Source organism: Telluria sp. BA11 (assembly GCF_056680305.1).
In genome coordinates, this window is the sequence record NZ_CM155275.1 from 2,503,118 (window position 1) to 2,519,729 (window position 16,612).

The window sequence follows — 16,612 nt, forward strand, 5'->3', positions numbered from 1 at the left end:
CCAATCGCGGAAATCATGGCGTGGTAATGACTGGCGTGGCCGGGGCCGGGGCGGTTTCCGGCGTCGGCTCGACCGGCAGGACGGGCGTCGGTTCGGGCAAGGTCGGTGTCGGCATCGGTATCGGTATCGGTGTCGGCATCGGTGTCGGCATCGGTACTGGCATCGGCGCTGGCATCGCAGCTGGCGCCACGGGCGCCAGCGCTGCCGGCACCACCGGCGGCGGCGTGTTCGCCGGCGTGGTCAGCACTTCCAGCAACGCCGCTGTCTCGGCATCGGCAACGCCCGAAATATCGCGCGGGCGGTACTTCATCTGGAACGCCGCCAGCGTGGTGCGCGTCGCTTCATCGTACATGCCGCTTTGCACCAGGCCGAAGCCGTGCATGGCCAGCTTGCGCTGGAACCAGGCGACGTCCGGCAGCAGGGCTTCGAAGGCCGGGCGCACGGCGGCGACGCGGTTCGCGTCCGGCCACAGCACCAGACCTTCCTGCGCCAGGCGCTGCCACGGGAACTGCGGCCCCGGATCCTGCTTGCGTAACGGCGCGATATCGCTGTGACCGAGCACGTTCTCGGGCGCGATGCCGTGGCGCGCGACGATGTCCTTCACCAGCGGCAGCAGCGCATCCATCTGCGCCTGCGGGAACGGCGCATAGACGCGGCCCTGCGGCGTGTCCTTCCAGCCGGCATTGACGATCTCGATGCCGATCGAGCTGTTGTTCAGTTGCGTGAAGTTTTTCCAGCTCGAGTTACCCGCATGCCAGGCGGCGCGGTTCTCATCGACCAGGCGGTAGATCTTCGGCTGCGCTTCGTCGGTCAGCAGATAGTGCGAGCTGACCTGCTGCTGCGTCAGGATCTTGATCGAGGCCGGCGTGTTGGCCACCGTGTAGTGCAGCACCAAAAAGCGCGCGCGGCTCGACTGGCCAACCGCATCGTAGGTGGTGTCGTACTTCGGCGTGGTCGGGGCGGTGGTGGTACAACCTGCCAGCACGGCCAGGGCGAGAGCGGCAAAGATCGATTTCATGGGGATTCCTCGTTGATGTTCTTGTGGGTTGCACGCGCCGGCGGCGTGGCGGCCGGTTGCAATGCCAGCCGCGCGGCGCCGTGATGGGCGCGCAGGCCGGTCTGCGTGAGCACCATTCCGGACGGCAGCGCGGCGCGCATCGTCTCGATGATCAAGGGGTGCAGTTCGCTCGCGCGGCCGGCCAGCACCACCGGGCGCGGGCCGAAACGGCGCGTGAGCGCCAGCGCCAGGCGCGCCAGTTCCAGGCCCGCTTCGCTCAGGATCGTGGCGGCGGCCGCATCGCGCTCGGCGCTGGCGGCAACGGCCAGCGCCAGCTTGCCGATCGCGCCGCGCTCGCCCTGATAGATGAACTGGCGCGACACATTCCAGTCGGCGCCGCCGATGTGTTCGAACACGGCCTGCGCCAGCGGCGAATCCCGCCAGCAGCCGGGCTGCTCGTCTTCGTTGCGCCAGATGTGGCGCAGCGCTTCGCGCGCGATCCAGAAGCCCCCGCCGCCATCGTCGAGCAGCACGCCGCGCCCGCCGGCGCGGTGGAACACGTGGTCGGCGTCGATGTAGGCGCCGATCGAGCCGGTGCCCGCATACACGAGGTAGCCGGCGCCGGGCGCGAAATTGGCGCGATACGCCAGTTCGATATCGTTCGACAGCGTGACGGCGCTGGGCGCAACGCCCAGCAACTGGGCCAGCCACGATTGCAGCAGTTCGTCGTCGCCGCCGAACCCCGTCAGGCCGGCCTGGATGCGCAGCGGACTGGCATGCGCGAGCACTGCCGCCGCCAGGTCTTCGAGACTCGCGCGCACCGCTGCCCGTCCGTCCGACGTGGCCATCTGCAGCGCCGACAGGCCAGCCACCACGCCGTCGGCCAGGATGGCGCCGCCGGGGGCCGCCAGCGCCCAGCGCGTCTCGGTGCCGCCGGCGTCGATCCCCAGGCCAAACCCGCTCACGTTGTCACGATCAGATGGCATATCAAAATCCGCCCATAAAACCCGATGCTACCTGCATTACGCTTTGCCCCATACACGCACCCGTGCGCCTTCGTTGCCCAGGCGGTCGACAGCGCTGACCACCACGATCTCGGCCGCGCCCAGCGTCGCGTCATCCGGCACCGACCAGGCCACGCGCACCGCCGGGACCACGGCGAAGCGCCATTGCCCGCCATGGCGCGACCAGACCGCGTACAGCGCATTGGCCTTGCCCGCCTTGAGCGTCAGGTCGACCGAGCGCGCGCGGCGCGAAGCCCCCACCAGCGGCGTACCGGGCCGCTCGGTGCCCAGCCACGTCGTCGCCGGCACCAGCGCCTGGCCAGCGTAACGCGTCGTGCGCAGCTGGTCGGCGATGCCTTTGCGGTTCTGCATCAGGGCGACCATGCTGAAGTGGACGTGGCCGGTGGCCAGCGGCCGCGTACGGGTCAGGTCGACCTGCGCCAGCACCTCCTGCGGCTCGTATGCCTTGGTCGGCGCACCGATGCGGCTCGTAAACAGGCCTGGCCAGATGTGGCGGCGCTGCGGATTTTGCCTGATCCAGTAATCGAGCAGCACGCCGTAGGCCTGGCCCGGCGGCGTGATCGGCCAGTACAGCTGCGGCACGAAGTAATCGAGCCAGCCTTTCTCGAGCCACAGTTCGGCGTCGGCATACAGCTTGTCGTACTGCGAAAAGCCGTTGATGCCGGGCGGACGGCGGTCCGGGCGGCCCAGGCCAAAGGGACTGACGCCGAAGCGTACCCAGCTCTTTTCGGCGTGGATCCCCTTGTACATCGCTTCGATCAGGCGGTTGACGTTGTCGCGGCGCCAGTTGGCGCGATCGAGCTGGCCGCCGCCGGCCAGGTAGCGGTGCCAGGCCGGATCGTCCGGGAAGTCCAGTTCGCGCGTGCCGGTGCGCCCGTCCAGGGCTGCGGCGTTGCCGGCGACCTGCGGCGCGGCGTCGATCGGGTACGGATAAAAATAATCGTCGATGTGCACGCCGTCGATGTCGTAGCGGCGCACGACGTCGAGGATCACGTCGAGCGTCTGCTTGACGGCGGCCGGCTCGCCCGGGTCCATCCACATGAATTTGCCGTAGCGCTTGACGATCGCCGGATTGGTGTTGGTGATGTGGTTCGGCGCCGACTGGCCGCGTGAAGCGTCCATGCGCGCACGGTAGGGATTGAACCAGGCGTGCAGCTCGATGCCGCGCGCATGCGCCTCGGTGATCCAGTACGCGAGCGGATCATAGAACGGTTGCGGCGCCTTGCCCTGGATGCCGCTCAGGTATTCGGTCCACGGCTCGAGGTTCGACGGATAGATGGTGTCGGCGGCCGGGCGCACCTGCAGCACGATCGCGTTCAGGTTCATGGCCTGGGCGCGGTCGAGGATGGCGAGCACTTCCTGCTGCTGCTTGGCGGCGCTCAGGTTCGGTCGGCTGGGCCAGTCGATATTGGCAACGGTGGACACCCAGGCGGCGCGAAACTCGCGCGGCGCGGCCGGCGGCTCATTACCGCCGATGAAAGTCGTGGCGCCCGGTTTGGTGGGCTTGGTGCCGCAGGCCGCCAGGCCCAGGGCGACGGCGCTGGCCATGCCGAGCGTGAAAGTGCGTTTGTTCAGGTTGGGAAGCAAAAAAAGAACTCCTTGATGTTGCTGTACCGGAGGTTGACGCTCCGCGCCGGCGCCACGTCGGGCGCGGCAGCGCGGGCGTCAGCCGTCCGCTTATTTTTTTCCGAATTCCGGATCGATCTTGACGAGCGCCGCCACGATGAAGGCGGGAATGGTCGCAAGACAGGTCCAGATGAAGAAGTGCTGGTAGCCGAGGTATTCCTGCAGGTCGCCGCTCCACATGCCGGGCACCATCATCCCGAGCGCCATCAGGCCGGTGCAGATCGCATAGTGCGCGGTCTTGTTCGGGCCATCGGCCACCATGATCATGTACATCATCATTGCCGTAAAGCCGAAACCGTAGCCGAACTGCTCGAGCGCGAGGAAGGCGGACACGATCATCAGATCGGTTGGCTGGGTTTGCGACAGGTAGACGAAGACCAGGTCGGGTACGTGGATCGCGAACACCATGACCCACAGGCAGCGCTTGAGGCCCACGCGCGAAATCAGCCAGCCGCCGGCCAGACCGCCCAGCGTCAGGGCGATGATGCCCACCGTGCCATAGGCAATGCCGTATTCGGCGGTCGTCAAACCCAGGCCGCCAGCGCTGATGGGGTCCTTCAAGAATGGCGCCACGAGTTTCAGAAGCTGCGCTTCACCGAGGCGGAACGTGAGGATGAACGCGACGATCATCCAGATATCGCGCTTTTTGAAAAAGGCGACGAAGGTGCCGATGAAGTCGCGCAGCGGGTTGTCGCTCTTGGCGACGGCGTGGTCATCCTCCGGCACCGGCAGCGCCCACTGGTGCCACGCAAAGGCGGCGAAGAACAGGCCGGCCAGCACGTAGAACACGATCGACCAGGCCTGGCGCACGTCGCCCAGGCTCACGGCCAGGTAACCGGCCAGCACGACGAGCGGGCCTTGCCCGAACAGCGTGGCCAGACGGTAGAAGGTGCTGCGCACGCCGACGAACGCCGCCTGCTGCTTCTGGCGCAGGCCCAGCATGTAGAAGCCGTCAGCCGAGATGTCGTGGGTGGCCGAGCTGAACGCCATGATCCACAGGACCGCCAGGCTGACGACGAAGAAGGTGGGCAGGTGCAGCACGGTGCCCACCGCAATGAGCGAAGCGCCGACGGCCAGTTGCAGCAGCACGGTCCAGCGCCGCTTGGTGCCGAACATGTCGACGATCGGTGACCACAGCGGCTTGATCACCCACGGCAGGTACAGCAGGCTCGTATAGAAGGCGATGTCGGAATTGGAAATCCCCATGTCCTTGTACATGATGACCGACAGGCTCATCACGACGACATATGGAATCGCCTGGGCAAAGTACAGGGACGGCACCCACAGCCACGGGCTGTTCGCTTGCGGTTTTTGCATGACTCTTTCGTGCGCCGTGCAGGCCGGTGCTGCTGAAAGGGCGCGTGCTTACGCGAGCGCCTGGCGCACGCTGCCGCGCGCCGCTTCCAGCAGCGCTTGCGCCTGCTCGACACTGGTTTGTTTGGACAAGGCCACGATCGCGGTCTTGACGTGGAAGCCGCATTGTTCCAGCACCGCCTGCGCGGCCGCCTCGTCGGCGCCGGTGGCAAAGCTCGTCAGGCGGATCGCACGTCGTACCAGTTTGGCATTGGTGGCCTTCAAGTCTACCATCAGGTTGCCGTAAACCTTGTTCAAACGCACCATCAGGGCGCTGGAAAAGGTGTTCAGCGCGATCTTTTGCGAGGTGCCCGCTTTCAGGCGCGTGCTGCCCGAAATGACTTCGGCGCCCGTGTCGAGCGTGATGCCGATCTCGGCCTGCATGGCCACTGGCGCATCCGGATTGTTGGCAAAGCCCACCGTCAGCGCGCCAGCGGCGCGGGCGGCGCGAAGCGCGCCCAGCACGTACGGCGTGGCGCCCGATGCTGCCAGCGCCAGCACGACGTCGTTCGGACCCACGTCCACACCCGCGATATCCGCAGCGCCCTGCTCCAGATCGTCTTCGGCGCCTTCGACCGCAGCGAACATCGCGCCGTGGCCGCCGGCCAGCAGCGCCACCGCACGTTCGGCGGGCCAGGAAAAGGTGGGGTACAGCTCGACGCTGTCGAGCACGCCCAGGCGGCCCGAGGTGCCGGCACCGACATAGACCAGGCGTCCGCCTGCTTCCATGCGCGGCACTGCGGCTGTCACGGCAGCGGCGATGCGCGGCCCGGCCTTGCGTACGGCGTCCACCGCATGGAACTGGTCATCAACGAGGGCATTGACCAGTTCCGTCGTCGGGTACTGGTCGAGCGCGGTGTGCGCCAGGGAGGGGGTTTCGGTATTGAGCATCGCCGTCTCGAACCTGCACAGTTTGGTTAAAACCAGTGTAATACCACTTTGACAAGCGCTTCCATGAAAGGATCGGGCGCCGTCATGCCGCCAGGTTATGCATTCAGGCTTGCCGGCGCAGCTCGGCCACGAAATCGTAATGGTCGCTGCGGCAGTAGGAATGGGTCAATTCAACCGGCTGGCCCGATTCGAGATACCCCACGCGGGTAATGAACAGCACCGCGCGCCCTTCGGGCACCTCAAGGCGCGTGGCCAGTTCCAGGTCAGCATTCATCGCGCGGATGTGCTGCAGTGCGCGCACCGGCAGATGGCCCGACTTGGACAGATGCGCGTACAGGGACGCCGCCACCAGCTCGGGGCGTGGCAGCACGGCGGCCGGGATCACGCTCACTTCATAGGCCATGACGATGTCGTCGGCAAAGCGCAGGCGCTCGAGGCGCGCCACGCGCGCACCGGGCGACAGACCGAGCGAGAGCTGCTCGTCGGCGTCGGCCAGCATCGTGTCGCGCCGCAGCCATTGCGAGCGTGGGGTGTAGCCGCGCTGCTGCAGTTGTTCGGAAAAGCTCGACAGCGTTGACAGCGGCTGCTCGATGCGCGGTGCGATGTAGTTGCCCGAGCCGCGCCGGCGCACCACCAGGCCCTGGTCGACCAGCTGGTCGATTGCCTTGCGCGCCGTGACGCGCGAGACGTCGAGCTGCTCGGACAGCATGCGCTCGGACGGCAGCGCCTGGTCAGCCTGATAACGGCCATCGCGCACGTCCTGCGCCAGCTTGCGCGCAAGCTGCTTGTAGAGCGGCGAATTGTCGTCGTGGTCGACCTGGAATCCGGGGCTGGGGCTGTTCATGGCGTCGTGGCGAAGGGGGCTGGCATACCATGGAAGCATACCACTTGCGACCAATACAAAACGGTTATGCCCTGCGCACGGGTATTCATTGGTCAAGGGTTTCGCGCAGTCCGTATGCTGGACCGATAGTCACAATCACGCAACGCCAAGGGACGAACATGAATCACGGCAGGCGCACCCTGCTCGGCATGGCCATGCTGGGGACGATGGGACCATTATTTGCAGCGATGCCGGCCGGCGGTGGTGCGGGCGATGCCCTGCAGCGCCAGCTCGACGCCGAACTGGCGGCTATCGCCGACGATCCGGCCTGCCCGCTGGCCAGCCTATCGGTGCTGGCGCTGCGCGCCGGACAACCGGTGTACGAAGGCGCGTTCGGGCGGCGCACGATCGGCAACGGCGTGTTCCCCGACCGCCCGGCCACGCCGGCGACGCTGTACCGGATTGCGTCGATCTCGAAACTCGTCACCACGCTCGGACTGATGCGGCTGCTGGAAGCCGGCCGCGTCGACCTGGACGCCGACGTCTCGGGCTACCTCGGCTTCACGCTGCGTAATCCGCATTTCCCGGCCCAGGCGATCACGCTGCGCCAGCTGCTCGTGCACACGTCGTCGCTGCGCGACGACGCCGTCTACTTCTGGCCGGCCACGACGGCGCTGAAAGACGTGGTCACGCCGGCGGCGCAGCCGATGTGGTCAAGCCTGGCCGGACCGGGCGCCTACTACACCTATTGCAACCTGGGGTTCGGCATCATTGGCACGATCATGGAGCGCGTCACCGGCGAACGGTTCGACCTGCTGATGACGCGCCTGGTGCTGCAGCCGCTCGGGCTGCAGGCAGGCTACAACCCGGCCGGGTTGCCAAAGGCCGCGCAAGACAATATCGCGACCATCTACCGCAAGCGCGCCGTCGACAGCGAGGTCTGGACGCCGAACGGGCCATGGATCGCCCAGGTCGACGATGTCGGCGCGCGGCCACCGGCGCCGCCCCCCGGCCTGGACGGCTACGTCCCGGGCACCAACGCAACACCCTTCAGCCCGACCGGCGGCTTGCGCATCGCCGCGCGCGACCTGGGCGTCATCATGCGCATGCTGATGGCCGGTGGCGTGCATGGCGGCGCGCGCCTGCTGCAGGGCGCGACGCTCGAACGCATGTTCGCGCGTCACTGGTCGTACGACGGCGTGGGCGGCAATGGCAATCCGCTGGGCAGCATCCTCAGTCCGCGCGGATTCGGCAACGCCCACTATCCGGACCGCCCCGGCCTGCGCCTGGCGCCCGGCTTCGATGCCGTGGGCCACCTGGGCGACGCCTATGGTCTTCGCTCCGTGTTCGCCATGGACCGCGCACGCGGCCATGGCGTGGTCGTGCTGGCCGGCGGCACGGCAACGGACCCGGCCGCCACGCCGGGGCGCGAGACGGCACTGGCGCGTTATGAAGAGCGCATCGTGGCGGCCTTGCACCGCCGCGCGATCCTCGGGCTGGCGGATTGACCGGCATGGGGGCGCGTACATATATCGCGGTTATGAGCGCGCGCGCTAGATTCATTGGCAGTGCGTGCCGGCTGCCCCTAAGCTCCCTGTCCCCACCCGAAAAAAAGAGTCCGGCATGCAGCACATAATCGTCATTGGCGGCGGCGTCGTCGGCCTGGCATCCGCCTGGTGGCTGCTCGAAGCTGGCCACGAGGTCACGCTGCTCGAGCGCGCGCCGGACGTGGGCAGTGGCGCCAGCTACGGCAATGGCGGGCAGCTCAGCTACCGGTACGTGGCGCCGCTGGCCGACGCCGGCATCCCGCTCAAGGCCTTCAAATGGCTGTTCCAGGCCGACGGCCCGTTGCGCTTCCGGCCCGAGGCCGACCTGCGCCAGTACCGCTGGCTGGCCAGCTTTTTGGCCCACTGCCGCACCGACGTCAACCGCCGCACCACCGCCAAGCTGCTCGAGCTGGGTGAGTTGTCGCGCCGGGCGATGGCTTCGCTCTCCCTGGTCGTGCCGCCAGAGCGTTTTGGCTGGCGCGACGCCGGCAAACTGGTGGTGTTTCGCACGCGCGCCGCATTCGATGTCGCCGCCGCCAAACCGGATGCGGGCCAGATCTGGTCGCCCGAAGAATGCACGGCGCATGAACCTGCGCTGGGCGCGGCCCAGCACCTGCTGGCCGGCGGCATCTATAACCCGGGCGAGGCCGTGGCCGACTGCCACGCCTTCTGCGTGGCGCTGGCCGAGCGGCTGGGTGAGCATCCGCGCTTTCGCGGGGTCGTCAACAGCACCGCGCTGGGGCTGCGTGCAGAGCGGGGCCGCATCACCGGCATCGACACCGTCGGTGGCCTGGTCACGGCCGACGCCTACGTGCTGGCCGCCGGCATCCAGAGCCGCTCGCTGGCCGACACGGTGGGCATCTACCTGCCGCTGTACCCGCTCAAGGGCTACAGCCTGAGCGCGCCGATCCGCCAGGACGACATCGCGCCCGAGATCAGTGTGACCGACTTCGAGCGCAAGGTGCTGTACGCGCGCATCGGCGACCGCTTGCGCGTGGCGGCAATGGTCGACATGGTGGGCGAGGATGTCTCGCTCGACGCCAAACGCGTTGCAGGCCTGACGCGCCTGGTGCGCGAGACGATGCCGCGCGCGGCGGATTATTCGCAGGTGTCAGCCTGGGCCGGATTGCGCCCGGCCACCCCGGGCAGCGCGCCGATCATCGGCGCCACGCGCTACGACAATCTGTGGCTCAACGTCGGACACGGGCCGCTGGGCTTCACGTTTGCCTGCGGCAGCGCGGCCGTGCTGGCGGATCTGGTGCAGGGGAAGGCGCCGCCGTTTGCGCTTGATGGCTTGACGCTGCGCGGTTAGTACTATATTTAGTACGCAATTTAGACCTGTGGTGCTATGATCAGCGATCTTCCAGCGGAGGCACCATGAACTTTTCCAACATCCAGCCCATCAGTTATTTGAAAACGAATACCAGCGATGTGGTCAAGTTGGTTCAGGAAACCCATGATCCCGTGGCCATTACTGTCAATGGCCGGGTGCAGGCAATCGTTCAGGACCCGGTGAGCTATCAGAAGACGCAGGACCAATTGACGATGCTACGGCTGCTTGCCCATGGCAGGAAGCAAATTGAAGACGGCAAGGTCACCGGTCATGATGACTTTTTTGCGCAACTGGATGCACAAGACAACGCGCCCGAATAGATCATGAAGATCATCTGGACCGAATCTGCCCAGGACGACCTGCTCACGATCCGCCAATACCTGAAGCAATCCGAATCACCGGACTACGCCAGAAAGGTGACGCAGCAAATCCGCGATGAAGTGGCATCCCTGATGCAATGGCCCAATAAAGGGACGCTCGTAGGCGAGCTGGAAGAGCTCAACCTCCCCCGGTACCGTCAGCTTCTGGCCGGTCAACACCGCATCATTTTTGAGCGTGGCGATCGTGAATGCTTTTATATTTACATCGTTTGCCATACGAGCCGCGATCTGGCAGCACTGTTACGTCGACGAATCCTGTCGAGTTAGCCGACTGGTCTGGCGAGGCCTTCCCAAAGCACCCACCTGACCATCGTTGGTGAAATCGCGGATAATTGCCGCCATGCCTTCCCGCCCCACCTCCCCCTGCCCCTGCGGCGGCCCCTCGTTCGACAGCTGCTGCGGCCCGTTCCTGGCTGGCGCGGCCTTGCCGCCCACCGCCGAACACCTGATGCGCTCGCGCTATACCGCCTTCACGCTGGGCAACGAGGCATACCTGCGCGCCACCTGGCACCCCAGCACCCGGCCGCAGGAACCGATCGTCGACAAGGAGCCCGTGCGCTGGCTTGGTCTGGAGATAAAAACTGCTTTACGTTTACGTCAACGTAAAGCAGAATTGCCGGACGTTCCAGGCGACCAAAACCACGCGCGCGACGAAGACCACGTCGAATTCGTCGCCCGCTTCAAGGTGGGCGGGCGCGCGCACCGTCTCCACGAGTGCAGCCGCTTCGTGCGCGAAGCCGGCCCCGATGGCGCGCCACGCTGGTTTTACCTGGACGGCAGTTTCCCCGACAAGCAGTAAGCGCTGCCAGGCACCCAGGGCAGCGACAGACCAGAGGACGGCACATGCCCCAGATCGAAAGCAAACTGAACCCGCGCAGCGAGGATTTCAAGGCCAATGCCACCGCCATGCAGGCCGTGGTGGACGACTTGCGCGCGCGCGTGGCGCAACTGGCCCAGGGCGGCGGCGCCGAAGCCAGTGCGCGTCACCTCGCGCGCGGCAAGCTGCTGCCGCGCGAGCGTGTCGAACATCTGCTCGATCCGGGTACGCCCTTCCTCGAATTTTCGCAACTGGCCGCGTATGAGATGTATGACGGCGCCGCGCCCAGCGCCGGCATCATCACCGGCATCGGCAGGGTAAGCGGCCACGAATGCGTGATCGTCTGCAATGACGCCACCGTCAAGGGCGGCACCTATTACCCGATGACGGTCAAGAAGCACCTGCGCGCGCAGGAGATCGCCGAGCAGAACAACCTGCCCTGCATCTATCTGGTCGACTCGGGCGGCGCCAACCTGCCAAACCAGGACGACGTGTTCCCCGACCGCGACCACTTCGGCCGCATCTTCTACAACCAGGCGAACCTGTCGGCCAAGGGTGTCCCGCAGATCGCCGTGGTGATGGGCTCGTGCACCGCCGGCGGCGCCTACGTGCCCGCGATGAGCGACGAGTCGATCATCGTCAAGGACCAGGGCACAATTTTCCTCGGCGGCCCGCCGCTGGTGAAAGCGGCGACCGGTGAAGTCGTCAGCGCCGAAGATCTGGGCGGCGGCGACGTGCACACGCGCCTGTCGGGCGTGGCCGACCACCTGGCGCAGAACGATCCGCATGCGCTGTCGCTGGCGCGCACGATCGTGTCGAACCTGAACCGCGTCAAGCCGCAGCAGGGCGAACGGCGCGCGAGCGTCGAGCCGCACTATCCGGCGTCGGAACTGTACGGCGTCATCCCGGTCGATACGCGCAAACCATTCGACGTGCGCGAAGTGATCGCGCGCGTGGTCGACGGCAGCGTGTTCGACGAATTCAAGGCGCGCTACGGCACGACGCTCGTGTGCGGCTTCGCCCACATCTTCGGCATGAAGGTCGGCATCATCGCCAACAACGGCATCCTGTTTTCCGAGTCGGCGCTGAAAGGCGCGCACTTCATCGAGCTGTGCTGCCAGCGCAAGATTCCGCTCGTGTTCTTGCAGAACATCACCGGCTTCATGGTCGGACGCAAATACGAAAACGAAGGCATCGCGCGCAACGGCGCCAAGATGGTCACGGCCGTGGCCACGGCTGCGGTACCGAAGTTCACCGTCATCATCGGCGGCTCGTTCGGCGCCGGCAACTACGGCATGTGCGGCCGCGCGTTCTCGCCGCGCTTCCTGTGGATGTGGCCCAATGCGCGCATCTCGGTGATGGGCGGCGACCAGGCCGCGTCGGTGCTGGCCACCGTCAAGCGCGATGGCATCGAAGGCCGCGGCGGCCAGTGGTCGCCCGAAGAAGAAGCCGCGTTCAAGCAGCCGATCCGCGACCAGTACGAGCACCAGGGCCACCCGTATTACGCGTCGGCGCGCCTGTGGGACGATGGCGTGATCGACCCGGCCGATACCCGCACCGTGCTGGGCCTGGGCCTGTCCGCCGCCATGAACCAGCCGATCGGCGACACGACGTTCGGCGTGTTCCGCATGTAAGGGAATGACGATGACCTACGAAACCCTGCTTGTGACCGTCGCCGACAAGGTCGCCACCGTCACGCTGAACCGCCCCGACCTGCGCAATGCCTTCAACGAAGGGGCGATTGCCGAACTGGCGCGCGTGTTCGATGAACTCGGCGGCCACGACGCCGTGCGCGCAATCGTCCTGGCCGCCAATGGCCCGTCGTTCTGCGCCGGCGCGGACCTGAACTGGATGAAAAAGATGGCCGGCTACTCGCATGACGAGAACGAGGCCGACGCCATGCGCCTGGCCGACATGCTGCGCACGATCTACCTGTGCCCCAAGCCGGTGGTCGCGCGCGTACAGGGCGATTGCTACGCCGGCGGCATGGGCCTGGTGGCCGCCTGCGACATCGTCGTTGCGAGCGAGTCGGCCGGTTTTTGCCTGTCCGAAGTGAAGCTCGGGCTGATTCCGGCTACCATCTCGCCTTACGTGATCAAGGCGATGGGCGAACAGGCGGCGCGCCGGTACTTTATAACGGCCGAGCGGTTCGATGCGGCCGAGGCGCAGCGCATCGGTGTCGCGCACGCCGTCGTGGCGCCGGAAGCGCTCGACGCGACCGTCGCCGGGATCGTCAAGGCGCTGGTGAACAACAGCCCGCACGCCGTCCGGCAGGCCAAGACGCTGGTGCGCGAAATCGTCGGCCAGCCGGTCGACGACGCGCTGTTGCGTGACACGGCCGGGCGCATCGCCGCGATCCGCGCATCGACCGAAGGCCGCGAAGGCGTGGCCTCGTTCCTTGAAAAGCGCAAGCCGACATGGATTAACTAGTATTGGAACTTTATAGTGACGCAGCAAACCACCTCCTCCGACTGGATCGCGCGCAGCCTGCGCAGCGTCTGGCATCCCTGCACCCAGATGCAGCATCACGAAGAGGTGCCGCTGATCGCGGTCAGCCACGGCAAGGGGCCGTGGCTGTACGACTATGACGGCAAGCGCTACCTGGACGGCATCAGCTCGTGGTGGGTCAACCTGTTCGGCCACGCCAACCCGCGCATCAACGCCGCGCTGAAGGACCAGCTGGACAAGCTCGAACACGCGATGCTGGCCGGCTTCACGCACGCGCCCGTGGTCGAGCTGGCCGAACGCCTGACGGCGCTCACCGGTCACGCGCTGGGCCATGCCACGTTCGCCTCCGACGGCGCATCGGCCGTGGAAATCGCGATGAAGATGAGCTTTCACGCGTGGCGCAATGCCGATCAGTCGGCCAAGCAGGAATTCGTCTGCCTGCAGGGCAGCTACCACGGCGAGACGATCGGCGCGCTGTCGGTCACCGACGTGCCGCTGTTCAAGGACGCCTACGGCCCGCTGCTGCGCGCGTCGCACGTGGTGAGCGCCCCCGATGCCCGCAACGCGTTCGAGGGCGAGACGGCGCAGGACGTCGCGCGGCGCGCGATCCTTGAAGTGAAAGCGCTGTTCGAAGAACGCGGCGACAGGATCGCCGCCATCATCGTCGAGCCGCTGGTGCAGTGCGCCACCGGCATGGCGATGTACGACCCGCTGTATCTCAAGCTCTTGCGCGACCTGTGCGACCAGCACCGCGTGCACCTGATCGCCGACGAGATCGCGGTCGGCTGCGGGCGCACCGGCACCTTCTTCGCCTGCGAGCAGGCCGGCATCTGGCCGGACTTCCTGTGCCTGTCGAAAGGCATCAGCGGCGGCTACCTGCCGCTCTCGCTCGTGCTCACGCGCGACGACATCTACCAGGCCTTCTACAGCACCGACATCACGCGCGGCTTTCTGCACTCGCACTCGTACACCGGCAATCCGCTGGCCTGCCGCGCGGCGCTGGCCACGCTCGACATTTTTGAAGAAGACGACGTGTTGAACCGCAACCGCGAGCTGGCCACCAGGATGACGGTGGCGCTGGCGCCGCTGGCCGACCATCCGCGCACGCGCCACTTCCGCCAGCGCGGGATGATCTTCGCATTCGACGCGGTCGAACCGGATACCGATCTTGCCTCGACCTTCGCGCGCCGCTTCTTTTCGACGGCGGCCGAGAACGAACTACTGCTGCGCCCCATCGGCCGCACCGTGTACCTGATGCCGCCGTACGTGCTGGACGAAGAAGAAGTCGCGGGCCTGGCGGCGCGCACGATCAAGACGTTCGAATCCGTCATCGCGGGATGATGTGATGGATCTGATCGCCACCATCGACCGCCAGCTCGACACGCTGGCCGCGCGCAGCCTGACGCGCCGTCGTCGCATCACCGATGGCGCCTGCGCGCCACGCCAGCTGGTCGACGGACGTGACCTGCTGGCCTTTTGCAGCAACGATTACCTGGGCCTGGCCGCGCATCCGCAAGTCATCGAGGCGCTGCGTGAAGGTGCGCAGCTGTACGGCGCCGGCAGCGGCGCCTCGCACCTGGTGTCGGGCCACAGCCGCGCCCATCACCTGCTCGAAGAAACGCTGGCCGCGTGGATGGCGCCGCATCTCGAGCAGGCGCGCGCGCTGACGCTGTGCACCGGCTACATGGCCAACCTGGCGATCCTCAGCGCCCTGGGCGTCGATGCCGATGCGATGATCTTTTCCGAGGCGCTGAACCACGCCTCGCTGATCGACGGTGCCCGGCTTGCAAAAGCGGGCGTCACGGTCTACCCGCATGGCGACGTCGAGACGCTGACGCAACGCCTGGCCGCCAGCAGCGCCAGCACGAAGATCGTCGTCACCGACAGCGTGTTCAGCATGGATGGCGACCTGGCGCCGCTGCCGGCGCTGCTGGCCGCATGCGAGCGCCACGGCGCCTGGCTGGTGGTCGACGATGCCCACGGCTTCGGCGTGCTGGGCCAGAACGGACGCGGCGCACTGGAACACTTCGGCCTGCGCTCGAGCAACCTGATCTACATGGGCACGCTGGGCAAGGCCGCCGGTGTCGGCGGCGCTTTTGTCGCCGCGCACGCCAGCGTGATCGAATTACTCATCCAGCGCGCGCGCCCGTATATCTACACGACGGCCTGCCCGCCGGCGCTTGCACACGCCTTGCTCGCCAGCCTTGCTATCATGGGCGGTGACGAGGGCGCCGAACGGCGTGCGCACCTGGCACGGCTGGTCGAGCAACTGCGTGGTTCGCTGCGTCTGGAACGCTGGCAACTGGCAGCGTCGACCACCCCGATCCAGCCCGTCATCATCGGCAGCAACGACGCTGCGCTGCACGCCGCCAGCCGCCTGCATGCGCAGGGCTTGTGGGTGCCGGCGATCCGCCCGCCGACCGTGGCGCCCGGCACCGCGCGCCTGCGCGTGACCTTGTCCGCCGCCCACGCCACGGATGACGTGGCGCGGCTGGCGCAGGCGCTCAACGAACTGGAAAAGGCCGCACCATGAACAATCTGAATGACACCGATGCACCGGTCATCGCGCAACCCGCACTGGACCCCGAGGTCGACCTGACCGAGTTCGATGAACCCGTGCTGGAGCCTGAACTCGAACTGCGCGCCGACGACCTGCCAATGCGCTTTGCGTGCTTCGTCACCGGCACCGACACCGAGATCGGCAAGACGCTGATCTCGGCCGCCATCCTGCACAAGCTCGTGGCCACAGGCCAGCGCGCCTGCGGCATGAAGCCCGTTGCGGCCGGCACCGAACTGCGTGACGGCGCGCTGCACAACGACGACGCCGATCAGCTGATCGCGGCCGGCAACGTGCACCTGCCGGCATCGCTGACCACGCCCTACCTGCTGCGCGAACCGGCCGCGCCCCACATCGCCGCCGCGTTTGAGGGCGTGACGATCGAACTGGTGCCGATCCTGGCCGCCTTTGCCGAGATCCAGGCCGCGTCCGACGCGGTCGTGGTCGAAGGCGTGGGGGGCTTCCGCGTGCCCTTCAACGACGACTTCGACAGCGCCGACCTGGCCGCACAACTGAACCTGCCCGTGATCCTCGTCGTCGGCGTGCGCCTGGGCTGCATCAGCCATGCGCTGCTGACGGTCGAGGCGATCGTGGCGCGCGGCCTGGTGCTGGCCGGCTGGGTCGCCAACACGGTCGACCTTGAGATGCGCTTTGCGCAAGAGAACATCGAGGCGCTGACCCAGCGTATCCCGGCGCCGCTGCTGGGCCACGTGCCGCGCCTGAACGAACCGACGGCTGCTGCGGCAGCCGAATTTATCGACCTCGCCGGACTGCCAGGCTGGCCGTCCACGCGGGTCTAGTTTTTGAAGGAACCG

General features: G+C 66.7%; 16 protein-coding genes. 10 read left to right on the plus strand and 6 right to left on the minus strand.

The annotated features are described in order from the left end of the window. Positions 1 to 13: 13 nt before the first annotated feature. The 6 genes from AC1MGT_RS10905 to AC1MGT_RS10930 form a co-directional block, all read right to left on the minus strand. Positions 14 to 1,018, minus strand: a complete 1,005-nt coding sequence (locus tag AC1MGT_RS10905) for an N-acetylmuramoyl-L-alanine amidase (RefSeq protein ID WP_499504163.1) — start codon at positions 1,016 to 1,018, stop codon at positions 14 to 16. Continuing rightward, positions 1,015 to 1,983: a BadF/BadG/BcrA/BcrD ATPase family protein gene (locus tag AC1MGT_RS10910; RefSeq protein ID WP_499504164.1), complete on the minus strand. Its 969-nt coding sequence runs from the start codon at positions 1,981 to 1,983 to the stop codon at positions 1,015 to 1,017. The genes AC1MGT_RS10905 and AC1MGT_RS10910 overlap by 4 nt, the downstream gene beginning before the upstream one ends. 36 nt (positions 1,984 to 2,019) lie before the next feature. Beyond that, positions 2,020 to 3,609, minus strand: coding sequence for a glycoside hydrolase family 10-like protein (locus tag AC1MGT_RS10915; protein WP_499504165.1), 1,590 nt, complete (start codon positions 3,607 to 3,609; stop codon positions 2,020 to 2,022). A gap of 90 nt (positions 3,610 to 3,699) precedes the next feature. Next, on the minus strand, positions 3,700 to 4,965 hold the full coding sequence (locus AC1MGT_RS10920) for an AmpG family muropeptide MFS transporter (RefSeq protein ID WP_499504166.1): 1,266 nt from the start codon (positions 4,963 to 4,965) through the stop codon (positions 3,700 to 3,702). A gap of 48 nt (positions 4,966 to 5,013) precedes the next feature. Further along, on the minus strand, positions 5,014 to 5,892 hold the full coding sequence (gene murQ, locus AC1MGT_RS10925; protein ID WP_499504167.1) for an N-acetylmuramic acid 6-phosphate etherase: 879 nt from the start codon (positions 5,890 to 5,892) through the stop codon (positions 5,014 to 5,016). A gap of 103 nt (positions 5,893 to 5,995) precedes the next feature. Beyond that, positions 5,996 to 6,736: a GntR family transcriptional regulator gene (locus tag AC1MGT_RS10930; protein ID WP_183555034.1), complete on the minus strand. Its 741-nt coding sequence runs from the start codon at positions 6,734 to 6,736 to the stop codon at positions 5,996 to 5,998. 158 nt (positions 6,737 to 6,894) lie between these two features. On the opposite strand from AC1MGT_RS10930, the gene AC1MGT_RS10935 reads away from it, so the two are divergent. The 10 genes from AC1MGT_RS10935 to bioD all read left to right on the plus strand — a co-directional run bounded on the left by AC1MGT_RS10935 (position 6,895) and on the right by bioD (position 16,597). Then, entirely contained in the window at positions 6,895 to 8,223 is a 1,329-nt protein-coding gene (locus AC1MGT_RS10935) for a serine hydrolase domain-containing protein (RefSeq protein ID WP_499504168.1), read from the plus strand. Between the two features lie 115 nt (positions 8,224 to 8,338). Next, a complete protein-coding gene (locus tag AC1MGT_RS10940) occupies positions 8,339 to 9,574 on the plus strand; it encodes a D-amino acid dehydrogenase (protein WP_499504169.1) in 1,236 nt (411 codons plus the stop codon). A gap of 65 nt (positions 9,575 to 9,639) precedes the next feature. After that, positions 9,640 to 9,915 (plus strand): type II toxin-antitoxin system Phd/YefM family antitoxin, encoded by a 276-nt coding sequence (locus tag AC1MGT_RS10945; RefSeq protein WP_499504170.1) that lies wholly within the window; start codon positions 9,640 to 9,642, stop codon positions 9,913 to 9,915. 3 nt (positions 9,916 to 9,918) lie between these two features. After that, the gene (locus tag AC1MGT_RS10950) at positions 9,919 to 10,242 is read left to right on the plus strand and encodes a type II toxin-antitoxin system RelE/ParE family toxin (protein ID WP_482896682.1); all 324 of its coding nucleotides are present in this window, start codon (positions 9,919 to 9,921) and stop codon (positions 10,240 to 10,242) included. A gap of 73 nt (positions 10,243 to 10,315) precedes the next feature. Then, entirely contained in the window at positions 10,316 to 10,774 is a 459-nt protein-coding gene (locus AC1MGT_RS10955; RefSeq protein WP_499504171.1) for a YchJ family protein, read from the plus strand. Positions 10,775 to 10,818: 44 nt separating this feature from the next. Beyond that, positions 10,819 to 12,426 (plus strand): carboxyl transferase domain-containing protein, encoded by a 1,608-nt coding sequence (locus AC1MGT_RS10960; protein ID WP_258836859.1) that lies wholly within the window; start codon positions 10,819 to 10,821, stop codon positions 12,424 to 12,426. A gap of 10 nt (positions 12,427 to 12,436) precedes the next feature. Then, complete coding sequence (locus AC1MGT_RS10965) at positions 12,437 to 13,222, plus strand: enoyl-CoA hydratase/isomerase family protein (protein WP_499504172.1); 786 nt, start codon at positions 12,437 to 12,439, stop codon at positions 13,220 to 13,222. A gap of 15 nt (positions 13,223 to 13,237) precedes the next feature. Then, positions 13,238 to 14,581 carry an adenosylmethionine--8-amino-7-oxononanoate transaminase gene (bioA, locus tag AC1MGT_RS10970; protein ID WP_499504173.1) on the plus strand — a complete coding sequence of 448 codons (1,344 nt, stop codon included), beginning with the start codon at positions 13,238 to 13,240 and terminating at the stop codon, positions 14,579 to 14,581. Between the two features lie 4 nt (positions 14,582 to 14,585). Next, entirely contained in the window at positions 14,586 to 15,773 is a 1,188-nt protein-coding gene (gene bioF / locus AC1MGT_RS10975; RefSeq protein ID WP_499504174.1) for an 8-amino-7-oxononanoate synthase, read from the plus strand. Next, the gene (bioD, locus tag AC1MGT_RS10980; RefSeq protein ID WP_499504175.1) at positions 15,770 to 16,597 is read left to right on the plus strand and encodes a dethiobiotin synthase; all 828 of its coding nucleotides are present in this window, start codon (positions 15,770 to 15,772) and stop codon (positions 16,595 to 16,597) included. The genes bioF and bioD overlap by 4 nt, the downstream gene beginning before the upstream one ends. Positions 16,598 to 16,612 lie beyond the last annotated feature (15 nt).

Excerpts from the sequence above, each read along its gene's own strand:
- AC1MGT_RS10905 (WP_499504163.1), bottom strand. The coding sequence starts at position 1,018 with ATGAAATCGATCTTTGCCGCTCTCGCCCTGGCCGTGCTGGCAGGTTGT.
- AC1MGT_RS10910 (WP_499504164.1), bottom strand. The coding sequence starts at position 1,983 with ATGCCATCTGATCGTGACAACGTGAGCGGGTTTGGCCTGGGGATCGAC.
- AC1MGT_RS10920 (WP_499504166.1), bottom strand. The coding sequence starts at position 4,965 with ATGCAAAAACCGCAAGCGAACAGCCCGTGGCTGTGGGTGCCGTCCCTG.
- murQ (WP_499504167.1), bottom strand. The coding sequence starts at position 5,892 with ATGCTCAATACCGAAACCCCCTCCCTGGCGCACACCGCGCTCGACCAG.
- AC1MGT_RS10930 (WP_183555034.1), bottom strand. The coding sequence starts at position 6,736 with ATGAACAGCCCCAGCCCCGGATTCCAGGTCGACCACGACGACAATTCG.
- AC1MGT_RS10935 (WP_499504168.1), top strand. The coding sequence starts at position 6,895 with ATGAATCACGGCAGGCGCACCCTGCTCGGCATGGCCATGCTGGGGACG.
- AC1MGT_RS10940 (WP_499504169.1), top strand. The coding sequence starts at position 8,339 with ATGCAGCACATAATCGTCATTGGCGGCGGCGTCGTCGGCCTGGCATCC.
- AC1MGT_RS10945 (WP_499504170.1), top strand. The coding sequence starts at position 9,640 with ATGAACTTTTCCAACATCCAGCCCATCAGTTATTTGAAAACGAATACC.
- AC1MGT_RS10950 (WP_482896682.1), top strand. The coding sequence starts at position 9,919 with ATGAAGATCATCTGGACCGAATCTGCCCAGGACGACCTGCTCACGATC.
- AC1MGT_RS10955 (WP_499504171.1), top strand. The coding sequence starts at position 10,316 with ATGCCTTCCCGCCCCACCTCCCCCTGCCCCTGCGGCGGCCCCTCGTTC.
- AC1MGT_RS10960 (WP_258836859.1), top strand. The coding sequence starts at position 10,819 with ATGCCCCAGATCGAAAGCAAACTGAACCCGCGCAGCGAGGATTTCAAG.
- AC1MGT_RS10965 (WP_499504172.1), top strand. The coding sequence starts at position 12,437 with ATGACCTACGAAACCCTGCTTGTGACCGTCGCCGACAAGGTCGCCACC.
- bioF (WP_499504174.1), top strand. The coding sequence starts at position 14,586 with ATGGATCTGATCGCCACCATCGACCGCCAGCTCGACACGCTGGCCGCG.
- bioD (WP_499504175.1), top strand. The coding sequence starts at position 15,770 with ATGAACAATCTGAATGACACCGATGCACCGGTCATCGCGCAACCCGCA.